General features: G+C 71.5%; 15 protein-coding genes and 1 pseudogene. 14 read left to right on the top strand and 2 right to left on the bottom strand.

Features of this window, described 5'->3' with window-relative positions:
- Positions 1 to 182 precede the first annotated feature (182 nt).
- The 6 genes from ACIQIB_RS25560 (at position 183) to ACIQIB_RS25535 (ending at position 6,020) form a co-directional block, all read left to right on the top strand.
- Positions 183 to 1,031: a GntR family transcriptional regulator gene (locus tag ACIQIB_RS25560; protein WP_400760857.1), complete on the top strand. Its 849-nt coding sequence runs from the start codon at positions 183 to 185 to the stop codon at positions 1,029 to 1,031.
- A complete protein-coding gene (locus tag ACIQIB_RS25555; protein ID WP_400760855.1) occupies positions 1,028 to 1,714 on the top strand; it encodes an HAD family hydrolase in 687 nt (228 codons plus the stop codon). The genes ACIQIB_RS25560 and ACIQIB_RS25555 overlap by 4 nt, the downstream gene beginning before the upstream one ends.
- A gap of 1,429 nt (positions 1,715 to 3,143) precedes the next feature.
- Positions 3,144 to 3,308, top strand: coding sequence for a hypothetical protein (locus ACIQIB_RS25550; protein WP_363603933.1), 165 nt, complete (start codon positions 3,144 to 3,146; stop codon positions 3,306 to 3,308).
- A gap of 79 nt (positions 3,309 to 3,387) precedes the next feature.
- Complete coding sequence (locus ACIQIB_RS25545; RefSeq protein WP_363603932.1) at positions 3,388 to 3,681, top strand: Dabb family protein; 294 nt, start codon at positions 3,388 to 3,390, stop codon at positions 3,679 to 3,681.
- 266 nt (positions 3,682 to 3,947) lie between these two features.
- Entirely contained in the window at positions 3,948 to 4,898 is a 951-nt protein-coding gene (locus tag ACIQIB_RS25540; RefSeq protein ID WP_400760853.1) for an RNA polymerase sigma factor SigF, read from the top strand.
- 189 nt (positions 4,899 to 5,087) lie between these two features.
- Positions 5,088 to 6,020 (top strand): RNA polymerase sigma factor SigF, encoded by a 933-nt coding sequence (locus tag ACIQIB_RS25535; RefSeq protein ID WP_400653351.1) that lies wholly within the window; start codon positions 5,088 to 5,090, stop codon positions 6,018 to 6,020.
- A 39-nt stretch (positions 6,021 to 6,059) separates the two neighbouring features.
- On the opposite strand, the gene ACIQIB_RS25530 is transcribed toward ACIQIB_RS25535, so the two are convergent.
- Positions 6,060 to 7,010 carry a tyrosine-protein phosphatase gene (locus ACIQIB_RS25530; RefSeq protein ID WP_400760851.1) on the bottom strand — a complete coding sequence of 317 codons (951 nt, stop codon included), beginning with the start codon at positions 7,008 to 7,010 and terminating at the stop codon, positions 6,060 to 6,062.
- A 412-nt stretch (positions 7,011 to 7,422) separates the two neighbouring features.
- On the opposite strand from ACIQIB_RS25530, the gene ACIQIB_RS25525 reads away from it, so the two are divergent.
- From ACIQIB_RS25525 to ACIQIB_RS25490, 8 genes and pseudogenes are all read left to right on the top strand, one after another.
- Positions 7,423 to 9,783, top strand: a complete 2,361-nt coding sequence (locus ACIQIB_RS25525; protein WP_400760848.1) for a hypothetical protein — start codon at positions 7,423 to 7,425, stop codon at positions 9,781 to 9,783.
- A 107-nt stretch (positions 9,784 to 9,890) separates the two neighbouring features.
- Positions 9,891 to 11,417, top strand: coding sequence for a GT4 family glycosyltransferase PelF (pelF, locus tag ACIQIB_RS25520; RefSeq protein ID WP_363603925.1), 1,527 nt, complete (start codon positions 9,891 to 9,893; stop codon positions 11,415 to 11,417).
- Between the two features lie 227 nt (positions 11,418 to 11,644).
- Positions 11,645 to 13,171, top strand: coding sequence for a hypothetical protein (locus tag ACIQIB_RS25515; RefSeq protein WP_363603923.1), 1,527 nt, complete (start codon positions 11,645 to 11,647; stop codon positions 13,169 to 13,171).
- A gap of 139 nt (positions 13,172 to 13,310) precedes the next feature.
- Positions 13,311 to 14,303 carry an SDR family NAD(P)-dependent oxidoreductase gene (locus tag ACIQIB_RS25510; RefSeq protein ID WP_363603922.1) on the top strand — a complete coding sequence of 331 codons (993 nt, stop codon included), beginning with the start codon at positions 13,311 to 13,313 and terminating at the stop codon, positions 14,301 to 14,303.
- A gap of 77 nt (positions 14,304 to 14,380) precedes the next feature.
- Positions 14,381 to 15,088, top strand: a pseudogene (locus ACIQIB_RS25505) (NDP-sugar synthase); the annotation flags it as partial.
- A 134-nt stretch (positions 15,089 to 15,222) separates the two neighbouring features.
- Positions 15,223 to 16,140 carry an NAD-dependent epimerase/dehydratase family protein gene (locus ACIQIB_RS25500; RefSeq protein ID WP_400760845.1) on the top strand — a complete coding sequence of 306 codons (918 nt, stop codon included), beginning with the start codon at positions 15,223 to 15,225 and terminating at the stop codon, positions 16,138 to 16,140.
- On the top strand, positions 16,137 to 16,832 hold the full coding sequence (locus ACIQIB_RS25495) for a spherulation-specific family 4 protein (protein WP_363603918.1): 696 nt from the start codon (positions 16,137 to 16,139) through the stop codon (positions 16,830 to 16,832). Before ACIQIB_RS25500 ends, ACIQIB_RS25495 begins: the two co-directional genes overlap by 4 nt.
- 23 nt (positions 16,833 to 16,855) lie before the next feature.
- Complete coding sequence (locus ACIQIB_RS25490; RefSeq protein WP_400760842.1) at positions 16,856 to 17,896, top strand: endo alpha-1,4 polygalactosaminidase; 1,041 nt, start codon at positions 16,856 to 16,858, stop codon at positions 17,894 to 17,896.
- Positions 17,897 to 17,941: 45 nt separating this feature from the next.
- On the opposite strand, the gene ACIQIB_RS25485 is transcribed toward ACIQIB_RS25490, so the two are convergent.
- Positions 17,942 to 18,148, bottom strand: coding sequence for a hypothetical protein (locus ACIQIB_RS25485; protein WP_400760839.1), 207 nt, complete (start codon positions 18,146 to 18,148; stop codon positions 17,942 to 17,944).
- Positions 18,149 to 18,295 lie beyond the last annotated feature (147 nt).

Here is an 18,295-nt window from a genome sequence, read left to right as displayed (position 1 = left end):
CGGGGGGCTGTCACCCCACCCCTCCGGGCACGTTTGTGCAGGTCAGAGCAGCCCAAAGAAGGCCCCTCTGCGTCGCTCCCGTTTCTCTCGGTTGCGACACTCTCAACATAGAGAACCTGCCTAGGCAGGTCAAGAGGGTTGAGTTTCTCGCGTCTGTTGGGCGCCTGCCTTAGCATTGGCGCATGGCCCTAGACCCGGATGACTCGCGCCCCCCGTATCAGCAGGTCAGCAGCTCTCTGCGGGCCTCGATCCTCACCAAGAAGCCGGGCTTCGAGACCGGCGACAAACTTCCTTCCGGCCCTGAGCTGGCGAAGCACTTCGGCGTGGCGCGCGGCACCGTCGACAAAGCGCTGGACCTGCTCCGCACCGAGGGGCTGATCGTGACCAGGCAGGGAAGCGGCTCGTTCGTCCGGGAGCGCACCTCTCGGCCGGTCGGACTCCGGCCCCACCTCGAAGCTGCCTTCGAGCAGCAGCAGGTCACTCTGGACTTCGCAGGGTTCTCCAGCGAGACGCTGCACAACGCCATGCAGGAACCGCTGGACAAGGTCCGCTCCGGGCGGCTCACCCCAGAGTCCATCACCGTGCGCCTACTGCTGCCGGACACCACGGAGCCGATGGCCGTCCCCGTGCTGGTCGACGGGCTCAAGGACGAGGTAGCGCTCCGCGAGCGGGCCCGGAACATCGCGCTGACCAACGCCGGCGGGATCGCCCACTCGGTCGAGGTACTGGCAGAGCTGGGGCTCGTCCAGTCGGCGAGCGTCCAGGTCAAGGTGCACCGGGCATCCAGCCTGTTCAAGCTGTACATCCTGAACCAGTCGGAAGCCTTCTTCGGCTTCTATCCGCTCCGGGAGCGAACCATCCCGGTGAACGGCACTGACCACACGTTCTACGACGTGACCGGCAAGGACACCACGCTGTTTCACCACGCCGCCGGTCCGGATGACGCGTCGCTCGGGTCGCAGTATGTCCAGCAGGCTCAGATGTGGTTCGACAGCGTGTGGTCCACCATCGCCTACGAGCGTCAGCCATGAGCGCCATGCCGCAGTCCCTCGCGGACGTGCTCCGACCGGTGAAGCACGTTTTGCTCGACTTCGACGGCCCGGTGTGCTCCGTGTTCGCGGGGCTGCCCGCCCCGGAAGTAGCAGAGCGACTCCGCGCGGGCCTGCTCGCCAACGGCGAGCAGGCCCCGGCCGGGGCCGAGGCGGAGACTGACCCGCTCGCCCTGCTCCGCCTGATCTCGGACGCCCGGCCGGACCTCACCGCCAGCACGGACGGCGCGCTGGCGGCTCTGGAGACCGAAGCGGCCCGGGTCGGCCGACCGAACCCGGGCGGCGAATCGGTTCTGCGGGCCTGCGCTCGCTCGGGCCGGTCCGTCTCCGTGGTCAGCAACAACGCGGGCGCGGCAATCGAGACATACCTAGCCGATCACGGTCTCAGCGACTACGTGAGCCGCGTCTTTGGCCGAATCCCGGGCGACCCGTCATCGATGAAGCCGAGCCCGCGCCTCCTATTGGACGCCATTGAAGCTGTAGGCACCCGGCCTGAGAACTGCATCTTTATTGGTGACGCAGTCCGGGACGTTGAGGCTGGCGACGCTGCCGGCGTGCCCACCATCGGCTACGCGAACAAACCGGGGAAGGGTGCCAAGCTGGGCGCCGCTGGAGCCATCGTCGTAGTGGACTCCATGGAGATGATCGCCGAGTACCTGACCTGAGCCCCTAACCCCACCCCCCCCCGGCCCCATGGAACTGTCGATGTGACGGACGCCACATTTGCCCCTTCGAACAAAACGCCGAAGCTCTACGGGGGGCACCTAGCGGCCGATCTCAGAGCCAGTGACCGAATCACACCACAGCGAAGATGTACCCCTTATCAAGGTAGAAATCGGAATCGGATCTAACGCTCCTCCCGACCGTACTGACGCTGTCCGCCAAGCCTCCAGCCGACCTGCGGGCGCTAGGCTTCTCACCGTCAGGTCCCCAACGCTCTCCTCATCTCGGGTCCAACCGGGCCCGTGCCGTATCCCCGCTGGGGATAGCACCCAACGGGGCTGAGTAGGAGGGTCCTGACCATGGCAGACAGGTCGCGCAGGCCGAGCAAGAAGATGGACAGCCCTGATTGGTGGCTGGTCTACATCAGCGCGCTCGGACTCATGATCTCGATTGCCGAGTTGGCGGGACGGCTCATCCGCTAGGCATGAGCAGGGGGAACGGACGGCAGCGGCGCGGGCAGCAAAAGGCCCGGCCGGTAGATGGTCGGCCGGGCCTCTGATCCCGCGCACCGGGCCCGGTTCTGGCTGGCACCAGAACCGGGCCCACAGTGCACGGAGGTCCGGAACCTTGATGCACGGTCCATCAAAGTCCTGCTATGACTCTACGGCGCCACCATGTAGAACTCCACACGCAAAGCCTTTGCGGGTAGATCGACCTCCTCGCCTCCACCGCATAACGTTCTGCGGTGGAGAGGAGCGGTGAGGCGCGCTTGTGGTCTCAGTTCCGGTCTCATTCACCCCCGTTCACCGGGGTTCACCGCACCCCAACGGCGCCTCTCTCACCTGGGGCCGGAACCCCGGCGAACCCCGCCGGAAGCGGCCGCACAGACCTCGAAAGCGTGTGTGGGGGCAACTCCACCGTGGGTTCGAATCCCACCGCTACCGCCAGCATCACGAAGGGCCCCGACCGGAGACGGTCGGGGCCCTTCGTCGTTCCACCGTTCGTTCCGCGCCACGCCGGTGCGCCGCGCCGACCGCCGGACATGGAAAAGCTCCGTACCCGGGGCCGATGACCACCAACGCCCGGCGAGTACGGAGCCTGGAGGGGGGAGCGGTTCGGGGGGATGACCGCTCCCCCGGGCGGAGTCCCACAACCGGGGCCGCGTCGGGGGGAGTCGCGGCGCCCGGTCCCACAGCGGGGAACTCCGGATCCACGTGCCGGGGGATTCCTGCCAGATCCTCGGCACATCACCCATCCTGCTTCACCACCCGCCTCCGGGCACCCGGAGAAAGGCCCCACTCACGGGGACCTTCGTCCCGCCGGGTGAACGCGTCGCACACTTGATGGGCCGTCCGGTGGATAAGCTGCCACTGCAGAGGGACGTTCGGGGACCGAATGGCGGCGACCCACGGCAGGGAGGAAGGTCATCAGATGGCGCAGGCGAAGAAAATCGGCATGGTTCTCCTGCTCATCTTCGTGCTCTACACGATCATCACCTCGCCGACCCGGGCCGCCGAGCTCGTGCAGCTGGGGTTCGAGGGGATCTCGAACGCGGCCAAGGCGGTCGGCACCTTCATGACCGGGCTGGTGAAGTAGCCGGGGTCGCTCGTTCGGCCCCGGGGGCACCGGCTACGGTGGGCGGGACCCTCAAACCCCGTCCGCTAGGAGCGGCATCGTGATCCGGCACCTGGTCCTGTTCAAGCTCAACGAAGGCGTCGGCAAGGACGACGAGCGCGCGGTCGCCGGCGCCAAGGCGTTCGAGGCGCTCGGCTCGGTCATCCCCGAGCTGCGCGAGTGGGAGTGCGGCTGGAACACCACCGACCGTGACATCGCCTACGACTACGCGATCAACAGCCTGGTCGAGGACCGCGAGACGCTGCAGTCCTACATCGCCCATCCGGCGCACCAGGCCGCGGCCGGCCAGTGGCGCGAGTTCGCCACCTGGGTGATCGCCGACATCGAGGTCTGATCCCGGAGCACCCCCCGGACGGCCTGCGGCGCCCTGCCCGAGACCCGGGCGGGGCGCCTCGCCCTGTCCGCGAACGCCCCTCCGGGCACCCTCCGCCGGGCCCGGCGCGGCGCCGGCCCGGCACCAACACACCTCAGCGCGGTGCTTGCCCGCCTGCGCCCGCCTTGTGATGCTATGACCGGTTTTGCCGGACATGGCGAGGTGGTGAAACGAGACGCGACACCCGCTCCGCAGGTCCCATCATTGTCGACTTCGGGAGGGGTGACGTGTCCGTGCGGACACCAGGGAGTGCGCCGGGCACCGGCACCGGACCATACGCCGCGCAGCCACCTGCGCAACCCCCCGCGCAGGCCGCCGTACGCCCGGTGGCACAGCCCGGGGACGAGGTGCTGGCCGCCGTCATCGGCCCGGCCGGCGAACTGCGGCCGGACGGCCTGCGCGGCCCCGGCGGCCGCCCCGTCGTGGACGTCCGGACCCTGACCCGGGTGCTGTTCGAGCGGCTCGCCGAGCTGCCCCCGGACACCCCCGAACGGGAGCGGGTCAGGGCCGCGCTGATCGAGGTCAACATCCCGCTGGTCCGCTACGCGGCCACCCGCTTCCGCAGCCGCAGCGAGCCGATGGAGGACGTGGTCCAGGTCGGCACGATCGGCCTGATCAACGCGATCGACCGGTTCGACCCGACCCGGGGGGTGCAGTTCCCGACCTACGCGCTGCCGACCATCCTCGGGGAGATCAAGCGGTACTTCCGGGACAACGTCCGCACCATGCACGTACCACGCCGGCTCCAGGAGCTCTGGGTGCAGGTCAGCGGGGCGATGGAGGAGCTGACGGTGGTCCACGGGCGGGCGCCCAAGGTGCCCGAGATCGCCGCCAGCCTGCGCATCCCGGAGGAGGACGTCCGGGCCTGCCTCGACGCCGGACGGGCGTACAACGCGGCCTCACTGGAGGCGGCGCAGGAGCACGAGGGCGGGCTCGCCCTGCTCGACCGGCTCGGCTACGAGGACTCGGCGCTGGCCGAGGTCGAGCACCGGGACATGGTCCGCCACCTGCTGGTCCAGCTGCCGGAGCGGGAGCGGCGGATCGTCATGCTGCGATTCTTCGCCAACCTGACGCAGTCGCAGATCAGTACCGAGCTGGGGATGTCCCAGATGCATGTCTCACGGCTGCTCTCACGCATCCTGACCCGGCTTCGGACCGGCAACTCCTGGGAGGAGTAGGCCCCGCAAACCCGCCGGAACCCGGCGAACCGACCGGCCGGATCAAGATTGCTGCGCGTTACCGAGGCGTGACATCTTGCGACGTTCGGGTTTGCCGTGGACCGTGTTCCGGTATGGAGGGGGAGGGCGTCGCCGGGAACCACCGCGCGACGGCACCCGTTCAACTGTCAGTCACGAGGGGGTGGGTGCATGTCCGGCGAACTGGGCACTGCGGAGATCCACGCTGGTCAGGCCAATGGCACGGCGGTCGCCGTCGACCGGATCCCGCTCCAGCGGGGCCCGGCCGCACCGCCCGGGACCGGCCCGGAGCCCGAGGCCGTTCCGGGAGCCGCGCCCGCTCCGGAGGCACCACCCGGCGCCGGGCTGGACACCCGGACGCTCTCCCGCTCGCTCTTCCTGCGGCTGGCCGCCCTGGAAGCCGGCAGCGAGGAGCACACGTACGTCCGCGACACCCTGATCGAGCTCAACCTGCCGCTGGTCCGGTACGCCTCGGCGCGTTTCCGCAGCCGCAACGAGCCGATGGAGGACATCGTCCAGGTCGGCACGATCGGCCTGATCAAGGCGATCGACCGGTTCGACCCGGAGCGCGGGGTGGAGTTCCCCACCTTCGCGATGCCCACCGTGGTCGGCGAGATCAAGCGCTTCTTCCGGGACACCAGCTGGTCGGTCCGGGTGCCGCGGCGGCTCCAGGAGCTGCGGCTGGCGCTCACCAAGGCCGGCGACGAGCTGGCCCAGCGGCTGGACCGCTCCCCCACCGTCGCCGAGCTGGCCGGCTGCCTCGGCGTCAGCGAGGAGGACGTGGTCGAGGGCCTGGCGGTGGGCAACGCGTACACCGCCAGCTCGCTGGACTCCAGCCCGGGCGAGGAGGACGGCGACGGCCCGCTGGCCGAGCGGCTCGGCTACGAGGACCTCGCCCTGGAGGGCGTGGAGTACCGGGAGTCGCTGAAGCCGCTGCTGGCCAAGCTGCCGCCGCGCGAGCGCCGGATCATCATGCTGCGGTTCTTCGGCAACCTCACCCAGTCTCAGATCGGCGAGGAGATCGGCATCTCCCAGATGCACGTCTCCAGGCTGCTGACCAAGACCCTCACCCAGCTGCGCGAGGGCCTGATCAGCGAGGGCTGAACCGACGGCCGGGCCGGGGCGGGCGGGCTCCCGGCCGGCCTACGGCTCCAGCAGGTTGGCGCGCAGGCCCGCCAGCACCTCGTCGTCCAGCCCCAGGCCGTCCTGCCAGAACTTGTCGAAGGTGACCCAGCCCGAGGCGACCTCCTCGAAGGCCGCCTCCAGGTAACAGCGCTCCGCCCGGAAGACCGGGAGCAGCAGCTCCGGCTCCCGCATCAGACCGCGGGTGCCGAAGCCGTCCACGACGGCCTCCACGATCGCGGCGGAGCGCTCGTTGGTCAGCAGGTAGTCGGCGAAGACCGTCTCGCGGTCCACCCCGAGAGCGGTGAGCAGGACGGCCGCCGTCCAGCCGGTGCGGTCCTTGCCGGCCGAGCAGTGGAACAGCAGCGGTGGCCCGTCCGGCGCGGCCAGCAGGCGCAGCACGGTGGCGAAGCGCTCGCGGGCCACCGGGTCGGTGACGAACCAGCGGTAGAGGCCGGTCATCATGGCGGTGGCCCGGCCGTCGCCGAGCAGCGCGCGCTGTCTCTCCGGGCTGCGGTCGGCCAGGGCGTCGCGCAGCGCGACGTAGATGTCGAAGTGGGCGGCGAAGACCGGCAGATGGTGCAGGGTCACACCGTCCGGGGTGGTGCGCTCGACGGTGATCGGGGTGGCGGACAGCTCGGCGGCCGCGATCTCGGCGACCGGCAGGCCGGGGATGCGGTCCGGTCCGGCCTCGCGGACCTCGTCGAGGCTGCGCAGATCGACGACCTGGCGCAGGCCGAGCACCCCGAGCAGGCGGAGGTCCTCGTCGGTGAGCCGGTTGAGGCCGTCGCCGCGCAGGGCGACGCCGTGCCGCAACCGCCGGCCGTCGGCCGTCCGGTAGCCGCCGAGGTCACGGGCGTTGACGGCCCCGCGCAGGCCGAGGGTCCGGGCGGCCTCGGCCGCCCGCGCCGACGGCTGCGTCGTTTTCCCGGCGTGCTGGATTGCGGGGGTCTCGGTCTGCTGCTCGGTCACGCGACGGCCTCCATTGGATATTCGGGCTCCGGCATGGCACAAGCCGCCGGATATTGCATGAACCTGCCCACTGGAAGCGGCAGATGTGCAAGAGTGTCATGCGCGACGCCGCCAGTGTAGGGTGCCGCCGAACCGCCTCCGCCATACGATGCGTGACCAGCGGTAACACTCCGGCTCCGGTCTTTAATTTTCAATTCGTTATTTGCGCAACCAGTGCGGTTCCGGCCACAATCGGCGCCTCCATGGCATCGCCATGAACGTTGGTAACAGATTCGCTGCACTCCCGCCTTTTCGGTCCCAATCGGGGCGGAGTCTCCACCAGGATGGGCGCGGGCAGTCTGCTGCCCCGCGAACAGCGACAGGGCAGGCGAGTGCCGAGCAGCGGAGCGCTCTGCCCAGGGGAGGAACACACATGGGTCGAGCGACCCGAAGAGTTGCCGTCTGCGCGGCGGCCGTGCTGCTGGCCGGTGGCCTGCAGACGTCCCTCGCACACGGTGTCACCACGGCCCCCAGGATCGACCTCACGGTCCTGGTGATCGACGACGGCGGGCCCGCGACGGCGGCCATCGCCGCCGAGCTGAAGAGCCAGGGCACGCCCTACAAGCTCATCAACCTCAACGACGCCAACCGCCCGGTGATCGACGCCGCGTTCCTCAGCGACACCGTCAACGGGCAGCCGCGCGGGAAGTTCCAGGGCGTCGTGATGCCCAACGACAACCCGTTCGCGGCCGGGTCGGCCGAGATGGCGGCCCTCGCCACCTACGAGGCCGCCTTCGGCGTCCGCCAGGTCGACGCCTACACCTACGCCCGCCCGGACGTCGGTCTCAACTGGGCCCAGAACCCCGGCTACATGGGCAGCCTCGACGGCTTCCAGGCGGCGGTCACCACCGCCGGCACCGCCGGCCCGTTCGGCTACCTCAAGGGCGCCGTCCCGTTCGAGGACAACGACCCGGCGGTCAGCGAGAGCTACGGCTACCTGGCCACCCCGCTCGGCTCGCTGCCGGCCGGCGCGTCCTTCACGCCGCTGGTCGACGTGCCGATCCCGGGCTCCACCGCCCGCGGCTCGCTGGTCGGCGAGTACAGCCACGACGGCCGCAAGGAACTGGTCGTCACCTTCGTCTACAACCAGTACCAGCAGCAGTACCGGCTGCTGGCACGCGGCATAGTCGACTGGATAACCCAGGGCGTCCACCTCGGCTACGACCGCAACTACTTCGCGGCCCACGTGGACGACGTCTTCCTGGCCGACGACCGCTGGGACACCGTGCTCAAGTGCACCCCCGGTGACGTCACCTGCCCGCCCGGCACCCCCGAGACGGCCAACCCGATCCGGATGACGACCGCCGACGCGCAGCACGCCAAGCAGTGGCAGACCGACAACGACTTCACCATGGACATGGTGTTCAACGGCGGCGGCAGCGAGGACTGGAAGGCCGACCACAACACCACCACCGACCCGGTGGTGAACCAGATGATCGCCGACCAGACCAGCTACCGGTGGATCAACCACACCTACACGCACCCGTACCTGGGCTGCCTGCAGGACGTCTCGGTGGTGCCGTGGAAGTGCACCAAGAACGCCTCCGGCAGCACCGTCTGGGTCGACCAGGCCACCATCTCGTCCCAGGTCAAGAACAACATCGACTGGGCCGCGGCGCACAGCCTGGGCATCGACAGGACGGAGCTGGTCACCGGTGAGCACTCCGGCCTGCTGACCGCTCCCCAGGAGACCAGCGACAACCCGTACCTGGCGCCCGCACTGGCCGCCAACGGCGTCAAGTGGACGGCCAGCGACGCCTCCCGCGAGTCCGCCCAGCGGGCCGTCGGCTCGTCCGTGCTGACCGTGCCGCGTTACCCGATGAACGTCTTCTACAACGCCGGCACGGCGAAGGAGCAGACGGACGAGTACAACTGGATCTACACCAGCACGGCGAACGGCGGCAGCGGCGTCTGCGAGAACAACGCCAACTCCACCTGCCTGCCCACGCCGCTGGACGTCAACACCGGCTACCAGTCGTACATCGTGCCGCTGGAGGCCCGGATCGACCTCGGCCACGTGCTGAGCAACGACCCGCGGCCGCACTTCGTCCACCAGTCGAACCTGTCCGAGGACCGGATCGTCTACCCGGTGCTGGAGAAGGTGCTCTCCACCTACCGTTCGCTGCACGCCGACAACGCGCCGATCGTGAACCTGCCGCAGCGCGAGATCGGCGCGGAGTTCCAGCGCCGCGCGGCCTGGAACACGGCCCTCGCCTCCGGCCAGGTCACCGCCTACCGGGTCGGCGAGACCGTCACGGTGGTCGCCCCGACCGGCGTCCAGGTCCAGGCCACCATGCCGGCCGGCACCACCCAGACGATGACCATCGGGTCGGCCGCGTTCGGCACCGCGTACGCCGGTACGCTGTCCGGCTGGGTGAAGCCCGGTCAGCTGCAGAGCAGTGTCACGCTCAAGCTGACCGCGGCCGGAACCCCGGCGGCCCCGGCCGTCGCCGCGCCGTCCGCCGCCGCCAAGGCGGTGCCGGCTCCGGCGCCGGCCGACAAGAAGGTGGTGCCCCAGGGCACCGTCGACGCCGTCCCGGCCGGCCCGGGCGACACCGCCCGGACCGACGCCCCGACGCTGGTCCCCGGCAGCGGGGCTCCGGTGGCGGGCAAGGGCGTCGTCACGAGCAGCAGCACCAACGGCAACGCCAAGGGCGGCGCCAAGGGCGGTCAGGCCTCCGGGGGGAAGGCCGAACCCGCCAGGAAGACCGCCGGCCAGCCCGGCACCCGCTAACAGGTGATACCGGTGGTGGGGGCGGGCCGTCCCCCGGCCCCACCACCGGCACCCGGACCGGCCACCCAGGCCGGACGCTTGACGCAAGGACAGGAGGGGGGACAAGCATGCGCGTCACCCTGCTCACCGAGGGAACGTATCCACACCAGCACGGCGGTGTGAGCGTCTGGTGCGACCAGCTCGTCCAGGGCATGCCGGACGTCGACTTCGACGTCATCGCCGTCACCGGCACCGGCCACGAACCGCTGGCCTGGGAGCTGCCCGCCAACGTACGGTCCGTCACGACCGCGCCGCTGTGGGGCCCGCCCTCCGAGGCGAGGGCGCCACGCGGCAAGGAGATGCGCCGTTTCCTCAACGCGTACGAGCGCTTCCTGCACTCCATCCTGGACCCGGTCTACACCACCCACTTCGGCACCGAGCTGTACGGCTTCGCCGACCTCGCCCGGCGCGGGCTGCTCAGCCCGGCGCTGCGCAGCGAGCGCGCCCTGCGCACCCTCCAGCACGTCTGGACCCGCGACTACCTCTCCACCGCCGTCTCCCGGCCCACCCTGCACGACGCGCTGAACGCCACCGACCTGCTGGAGCACGCGCTGCGCCCGCTCTCGGTCGAGCCGCCGCAGGACGGCGTCGCGCACGCCGCCAGCGGTGGCCTGGCCACGCTGCCGGGGCTGATCGCCTCACAGCAGTACGGCGTACCGTTTCTGCTCACCGAGCACGGCATCTACCTGCGCGAGCGCTACCTCGGCTACCGCACCGGCCCCTACCGCTGGCCGGTCAAGGCGCTGCTGCTCGGCTTCTACCGGATGCTCGCCGAGGAGAGCTACCGGCGGGCCGCGCTGGTCACCCCCGGCAACCGGTACAACCGGCGCTGGGAGGAGCGCGGCGGCACGCCGTCCGCCCACATCCGCACCGTGTACAACGGCGTGGACCCCGCCGCCTTCCCGCCGGCCGGGCCGGAGCCGGAGACGCCCACGCTCAGCTGGGCTGGCCGGGTCGACCCGATCAAGGACCTGGAGACCCTGATCCGGGCCTTCGCGATCGTCCGGCACGAGATACCCGAGGCGCGACTGCGCCTGTTCGGCGGCACGCCCAAGGGTGGCGAGGCGTACCGCGACACCTGCATAGCCCTGGCCGCCGAGCTCGGCATCGCCGACTCGGTGGCCTTCGAAGGCCGCGTCGCCGACATCACCGACGCGTACGCGGCGGGGAACGTGGTGATGCTCTCCAGCATCAGCGAGGGCTTCCCGTTCACCCTGATCGAGGCCATGTCCTGCGGCCGTTCCACCGTCTCGACCGACGTGGGCGGCGTGCGCGAGGCCGTCGGCGACACCGGTCTGGTCGTCCCGCCGCGCGAACCCGAACCGATGGCCGCCGCCGCCCTCGAACTGCTCCGCGACCCGGAACGCCGGGCCCGGCTGGGCGAGCAGGCCCGGCTGCGGGTGATCGAGCAGTTCACCCTCCGGCAGAACATCGACGGCTTCCGCGGCATCTACACCGAACTCCTCGGCACCGCCCGCTGGCTGCCGAACGGCGTGGTCGCGGTCGACGACGCCATCCCGGTCGACGACGGCGCACCCGCCGCGGACTGGGCGCAACCGCTGGCGGTTGCGCGGCGCAGCGAGGTGGGCGCATGAGCGCGCGCAGCAAGCGAATCATCAGTAGGTGCGTGTACCGCGCAGCGGCTGCCGAGCACAGCGGGGTGGGCACATGAGCGCGCGCAGCAAGCGAATCATCAGTAGGTGCGTGTACCGCGCAGCGGCTGCCGAGCACAGCGAGGTGGGCACATGAGCGCGCGCAGCAAGCGAATCATCAGTAGGTGCGTGTACCGCGCAGCGGCTGCCGAGCACAGCGAGGTGGGCGCATGAGCGGTCCTCTTCGCCTGGTTCCGGACGAGGCCGGCCCCGAGTGGGCCGAGCAGACCGTCCAGTTGCGCACCCTGCCGCGCAAGCGCCGCCGGCCGGTGCTGCCTGAGCAGCGTCCCGAGCCCGAGGAGCAGCTGGAGCTCTCCCCGGACCCGCTGGACGAGCTCGCCGAGCGGCTCGCCGACGTCTGCGCCGATGCCGTCCACCCGTACGAGATCGCGGCCTTCCTGGAGTCCGACGGCCTCTCCGACGAGCAGGCCGGGCTGCTGTACGGCCGCCCCGACGCCTTCACCGTCGCCGAGGAGCTGTTCGAGAAGGTCCAGCGCCGCTACCCCGGTCCGAGTTCGGAGTTCGCCAACCCCTGGCGGGCCGACCCCTGGCGCTGTGTGGTGCGCGGCCTGGTGTTCGCCCTGCCGGGCCTCGGCTACCTGCTCGGCGCCAACCTGTTCGCGGCCACCCGGATGCGGTTCGGCCTGCCGTCGGGGATGCTCGCGCTCTCCGTCGCCACCCTGGTCAGCTGGTCCTGGAACCAGGCACTGGCGCACCGCTCGTACGCCTGGCTCGGCCGTGGCCGGCGCCGGGCGGCCGGGATCTGCCTGGCCGTCGGCGCGCCGCTGGGCGCGCTGATCGCGGCCACCGCCGGGTACGTGGTCGGCGGGCCGCTCGGCTCGCTCTGCTTCGCCGCCGGGCAGTCCGGCTATCTGGCCGCCGCCACCGTGCTGCTGGTGCTGGGCCGGGAGAAGTTCCTGCTGCTGGCGCTGGCGCCGTCCGCGCTGGGCGCCGGGGTGGTGCTCGCCGTGGACGTGCCGCAAGTGGTCCGGACCGTCGTCCTGCTGGCCTCGCTGGGGCTGGCGGCGGGGCTGGCCACCCGCGAGATCGTCCGCTGCCTGCGCAGCGAGCAGGACGCCACCGTGCTGAAGCTGCCGCTGCGGCACGAGCTGCCGCACCTGCTGTTCGGCCTGGCGGTCGGCACCCTCACGCTGATCGCCGGCCTGGGTGCCACCATTCACCAGGCCGTCCGCACCGGCGCGGCCGAGGGGGCGTCCGCCAGCCCGACCGGGCCGGCCATGATCGCGCTGACGCTCAGCCTCGGGCTCGCCGAGTGGCTGCTCTTCCGCTACCGGGCGATGGCCGTGGCCACGCTGCGCACCAGCCACACCGCCGGGGAGTTCACCCGCCGCACCGGCGGCGTGCTGCTCGGCTGCCTGTTCATCTACCTCACCACCGTGGCCGCGCTGGACGCAGCCGCCACCGTGCTCTGGCCCGGCGCCCCGGCGCTCGGTGTACCGGCGCTCGGTGCGCTGCTGCTGCTCGGCGGCTCACTCTGGCTGGCGCTGCTGCTGAACGCCTTCGGGCTCAGCTGGAGCACCGCCCTGATCTGTCTGGCCGCCGCGGGCGCCGAGTGCGCCGGGCTGCTGACCGGTGTGGATCCGACGCTCCTGCAGCTGTTCGGCTGCGGGGCGGCGGCCGTCGTCCTCACCGCCATCGCCGGGCCTGTGCTCGGCCGCACCACCAAGCACCGCTGAGACAGCACCGCCGAACGACAGCGCCGCTGGCCCCAGCACCGCTGAACACACACGACAGCCGAACCGAACAGCACCGAACACGGCCGAGCCGCCACGAACCCGCTCGGCCGTCCCCGAACCCAGAAAGCGAACTCCCAGCATGAGCAGCGTCGCCGTCACCGGAGCCGAGGGTTTCATCGGCTCCCACCTCGTCGAGACCCTCGTCGCCGACGGTCATCAGGTCCGCGCCATGGTGCAGTACAACTCCTTCTCGTCCTTCGGCTGGCTGGAGACCCTGTCCGAGGAGGTGCTGGACTCGGTCGAGATCGTCCTCGGCGACGTCCGGGACCCGGGCTCGGTCAACGGCCTGGTCAAGGGCACCGAAGCGGTCTACCACCTGGCCGCGCTGATCGCGATCCCGTACTCCTACCGGGCCCCGCACTCGTACATCGAGACCAACGTCACCGGCACCCTCAACGTGCTGGAGGCGGTGCGCCACCTGGAGATCCCCCGCCTGGTGCACACCTCCACCAGCGAGACCTACGGCACCGCGCAGACCGTGCCGATCACCGAGGACCACCCGATCAACACCCAGTCCCCGTACGCCGCCTCCAAGGCCGGCGGGGACCGGCTGGCCGACAGCTACCACGCCAGCTTCGAGACCCCGGTCGTCACGCTGCGCCCGTTCAACACCTTCGGCCCGCGCCAGTCGATGCGCGCCGTCATCCCGACCGTGATCGCCCAGCTGGCCGCCGGCGAGCGCGAGATCACCCTCGGCGACCTGCGCCCGACCCGCGACTTCACCTTTGTGAAGGACACCGCGAACGCCTTCCGCACGGTCGGCACCGCCCCCGCCGAGACCGTCGTCGGCAAGACCTTCAACGCCGGCACCGGCGGCGAGATCTCGGTCGGCGACCTGGTCGCCCTGGTCGGCAAGCTGATGGACGTCGACCTCACGGTGAAGGAGGACGAGCAGCGCATCCGCCCCGCCAACTCCGAGGTGATGCGCCTGGTCGCCGACGCCACCCGGCTGCGCGCCGCCACCGGCTGGGCTCCGCGGTTCTCCCTGGAGGAGGGCCTGGAGCAGACGATCGAGTTCTTCCGGGACCCGGCCAACCTGGCCCGCTACAAGACCGGTCTCTACAACGTCTGACCCCGCCGCGCTCCTCCCTCCCTGCCAGCACCGATTTCCAAGGCTCCTGTCGCACCATCATCCGTGGGGGAAACACCATGCACGCAGTGATCCTGGCCGGCGGTAAGGGCGTACGCCTTCGCCCCTACACCACCGCGCTCCCCAAGCCACTCGTCCCGATCGGCGACCAGCACGCGATCCTGGAGATCGTGATGCGCCAGCTCGCCGCCGCGGGCTTCAAGACCGTCACCCTCGCCATCGGCCACCTCGGCCACATCATCCGCGCCTATGTCGGCAACGGCTCGCAGTGGGGCCTGCGGGTCGGCTACGCCGTCGAGGACAGCCCGCTCGGCACCATGGGCCCGCTGCTCACCATGCAGGACCGGCTGCCCGAGCACTTCCTGGTGATGAACGGCGACATCCTCACCGACCTGGACTTCGCCGGGGTGCTCAGGCACCACGAGGCGTCCGGGGCTCCGCTCACCATCGCCACCTACGCCCGCCAGGTGAAGATCGACTTCGGTGTGCTGACCTCCGAGGCCGGCCGCATCACCGGGTTCCAGGAGAAGCCGAGCATCGACTACCGGGTCTCGATGGGCGTGTACGGCGTGTCCCGCTCGGCCCTGGCCTCGTACACCCCCGGCCTGCCACTGGGCTTCGACGAGCTGGTGCTGGACCTGCTGGCCACGCAGACCCCGCCGTCCGCCTACGAGTTCAGCGGCTACTGGCTGGACATCGGCCGCCCGGACGACTACGACCGGGCCAACGCGGAGTTCGCGGTCAACCGCTCGCTGCTGCTGCCCGGCGAGCCGGTCGAGGGCCTGTACGCCGTCCCCGGAAGCGGCTCGGAGCTGTCGATCCCGGCCGCCCGCACCGCGCCGGACGCCGTCGAACAGCCCGCGACCGCCGCCGCGGGCCCCGAGAACGACGGACGGGCCGCGTGAGAATCCTGCTGCTCGGCGCGGACGGCTTCCTCGGCCGCCACGCCGCCGCCGTCCTGCGGTCGCTGCCCGGTGCCACCGTGCTGACCGCCGGGCGGCGGCCCGACCACGGCCTCCGGCTGGACCTCGCCACCGCCCGGACCGGCCCGCTCGGCGAGGAACTGGCCGCGCTGGCGCCCGACGCGGTGGTCAACTTCGCCGGCGCGGTGGCCGGCAGCGCCGTCACTCTCGCCGAGGTCAACGCGCGCGGCCCGGCCGTGCTCGCCGAGGCCCTGCGGCAGGGCGCCCCGGCGGCGCGCCTGGTGCACATCGGCTCGGCCGGCGAGTACGGCGTCTGCGCACCCGGGAGCTCGCTCGCCGAGGACGCCGACGCCCGCCCGGTCGGCGTGTACGGCGCCACCAAGCTGGCCGGCTCCCTCGCGGTGGCCGGTTCACCGCTGGACGCCGTGGTGCTGCGGGTGTTCAACCCGGTCGGCCCGGGAGCACCGGCGGGCTCGCTGCCCGGCCGGCTCGCCGCGGAACTGCGCCGGGCCGCCCCGGACGGGGCCGACGGGGTGGTGAAGGTCGGGGATCTCTCGGCCCACCGCGACTTCGTCGACGCCCGGGACATCGCCCGCGCGGTCGGTCTGGCGGTCACCGCCGAGGGTCCGCTGCCCCGGGTGCTCAACCTCGCCTCCGGGCGGGCGAAGCCGGTCCGGGCGATCGCGGACGGCCTGGTCGCGGCGGCCGGCTTCACCGGCCGGATCGACGAGAGCGGCGCCGGCTCCGAGCGCTCGGCCGCCGTCTCGTGGCAGCAGGCCGATGTCTCGGCCGCCGCCCGGGCCCTCGGCTGGCAGCCGGAGACCGGCCTCGCCGACACCCTGCGCGACCTCTGGCTCGGCACCGCCGAGCCCGTCCCCGCCCCGGCCGTCGCATGACGGGCGGCAGCCACCTCGACGGCCGCCTGCTGGTGCCGCTGTACGTCCACCCCGCGGTGGACCCGGCGGCCTGGCAGGCGGTCGCCGCCGCCGACCCGGGCCGGATCGCCGCCGTCGTGCTCAACCTCGCCGACGGCCCGGGCGAGACCCCCGACAACGTCTTCGCCGAGGCCGCCGAGGAACTGCGCGCGGCCGGCCTGCCGCTGCTCGGCTACGCCGACACCGACTACGGCCGGAGGCCGCACGCGGCCGTGGTCGCCGACGTGCTGACCTACCGCCAGCGGCACGGGATCACCGGCGTCTACCTCGACCAGGTCGCCACCCACCCGGGCGCGCTGGCCCACTACCGGCGGCTGGCCACCGCGGCCCGGGCCGCCGGGTGCGGCACCGTGGTGTTCGGCCACGGCGACCACCCCGACCCCGGCTACGCCGAGGTCGGACTCGCCGACCTGCTGGTCACCTTCGAGGGCGACTGGGAGACGTACCGCTCGATGGCCCTGCCGGTGTGGACCGGCCGGCACGCGGCCGCCCGCTTCTGCCATCTCGTGTACGACGTGCCCGCCGAGCAGGCCCGGGACGCCGCCGCGCTGATCGCCGCCCGCCGGGCCGGCGTCGGCTGCGCCGTCCCGGGCGCCGGGGAGAACCCCTGGCGCACCCTGCCGTACGGCCTGACCGCCGCCGAACTGGCCTGACCCGAACCGGAGTTCGAGTACCCGTGACCCGCCGCACCCGGCCCCTGCCGGCCGCCATCGCCCTCGCCACCGCCCTGCTGGCGACCTCGTGCAGCTCAGGCTCGGACGCCGGGGACGACCCCTCGGCCGATGCCACCGGCGCCCAGCCGCCCGCGGCCACCGCCACCCCCGACCCCGGGGCGTCGAGCGGCCCGGGCACCCCCGGCACCCCGGACGCGCCGTCCACCCCGGGCACCCCGACCAGCACCGTCCCGGGCACCCCGACCACCGCCCCGGGCACCCCGGCCACCGGCACGCCGGGCACCCCCGGCGGCACCGCGCCGGGCACCACCACCCCGGGCGCCACCCCGCCCCAGCCCGCCGGCGCCCGCTGGCAGCCCGCGCCCGGCCTCGCCTGGCAGTGGCAACTCGGCGACGGCGTCGACCAGTCGGTGGACGTACCGGTCTACGACATCGACGGCTTCGAGAACGACGCCTCGGTGGTCGCCGCGCTGCACGCCAAGGGCCGCAAGGTGATCTGCTACATCAACGCCGGCTCCTGGGAGGACTTCCGCCCCGACTCCGCCGCCTTCGCCAAGGCCCTCCAGGGCTCCGGCAACGGATGGAAGGGCGAGAAGTGGTTCGACATCCGGAAGATCGACCAGCTGAAGCCGCTGATGGCCGCCCGCTTCGACATGTGCAGGGCCAAGGGCTTCGACGCCATCGAGCCCGACACCATCGAGGCGTACAACCAGAAGAGCGGCTTCCCGCTGACCGCCGAGGACCAGCTCCGGTACAACCGCATGCTGGCCTCGCTCGCCCACGAGCGCGGGATGGCGATCGGCCTGAAGAACGACCTGGAGCAGATCCCGGCGCTGGTCGGCGAGTTCGACTTCGCGGTGAACGAGGAATGCGCCGAGTTCAACGAGTGCGACCGGCTCTCGCCCTTCATCCAGGCGGGCAAGGCGGTCTTCCATGTCGAGTACAAGCTCGGCACGGAGAAGTTCTGCGCCCGGACCAAGGGTCTGGGCTTCAGCTCGATGCAGAAGAAGCTCGAACTGGACGCCTGGCGACGGCCCTGCTGAGAGCCACGGACATGGCGGGCGCCGCCAGGCGGTCCACCGAGGGGGTTACTTGACCGCCAGCCAGATGACGGTACCCAGAACGGCCACCGCGACGACCGCGATCAGCGCGATCACACCGGTGCGGTTGCCACCGCCGCCGCTGCTGCTGCCGTAGGTGGAGACGGAGCCCGGTGCCTGAGGTGCCGGGGTCTCGTCGACGAACGCCCGGAACATCTGGGTGCTGCCGGCGGGGTCGTAGTCGTTGTCAGCCATGGCACGGACTCTAACGAATCCGCGCGCCCGGCCGACACCCCGGACCCTCCTCCGGCCCTCACCACCCGCGAGTGCAACAACGGTGCGACAAGCGGGTGAAGCCTGTCCGGATCATGGAATGCGGGCCACCGTGATCGGGTTGACTCC

The organism is Kitasatospora sp. NPDC092286 (genome assembly GCF_044755565.1).
In the GTDB taxonomy this organism is placed as follows: Bacteria; Actinomycetota; Actinomycetes; order Streptomycetales; family Streptomycetaceae; genus Kitasatospora.
This window is presented reverse-complemented; position numbering and strand designations above follow the sequence as displayed.

Bases quoted from the DNA above. Each gene is read 5' to 3' on its own strand.
- ACIQIB_RS25485 (WP_400760839.1), bottom strand. From the start codon at position 18,148: ATGGCTGACAACGACTACGACCCCGCCGGCAGCACCCAGATGTTCCGG.
- ACIQIB_RS25515 (WP_363603923.1), top strand. From the start codon at position 11,645: ATGAGCGGTCCTCTTCGCCTGGTTCCGGACGAGGCCGGCCCCGAGTGG.
- ACIQIB_RS25560 (WP_400760857.1), top strand. From the start codon at position 183: ATGGCCCTAGACCCGGATGACTCGCGCCCCCCGTATCAGCAGGTCAGC.
- ACIQIB_RS25535 (WP_400653351.1), top strand. From the start codon at position 5,088: ATGTCCGGCGAACTGGGCACTGCGGAGATCCACGCTGGTCAGGCCAAT.
- pelF (WP_363603925.1), top strand. From the start codon at position 9,891: ATGCGCGTCACCCTGCTCACCGAGGGAACGTATCCACACCAGCACGGC.
- ACIQIB_RS25525 (WP_400760848.1), top strand. From the start codon at position 7,423: ATGGGTCGAGCGACCCGAAGAGTTGCCGTCTGCGCGGCGGCCGTGCTG.
- ACIQIB_RS25555 (WP_400760855.1), top strand. From the start codon at position 1,028: ATGAGCGCCATGCCGCAGTCCCTCGCGGACGTGCTCCGACCGGTGAAG.
- ACIQIB_RS25550 (WP_363603933.1), top strand. From the start codon at position 3,144: ATGGCGCAGGCGAAGAAAATCGGCATGGTTCTCCTGCTCATCTTCGTG.
- ACIQIB_RS25495 (WP_363603918.1), top strand. From the start codon at position 16,137: ATGACGGGCGGCAGCCACCTCGACGGCCGCCTGCTGGTGCCGCTGTAC.
- ACIQIB_RS25510 (WP_363603922.1), top strand. From the start codon at position 13,311: ATGAGCAGCGTCGCCGTCACCGGAGCCGAGGGTTTCATCGGCTCCCAC.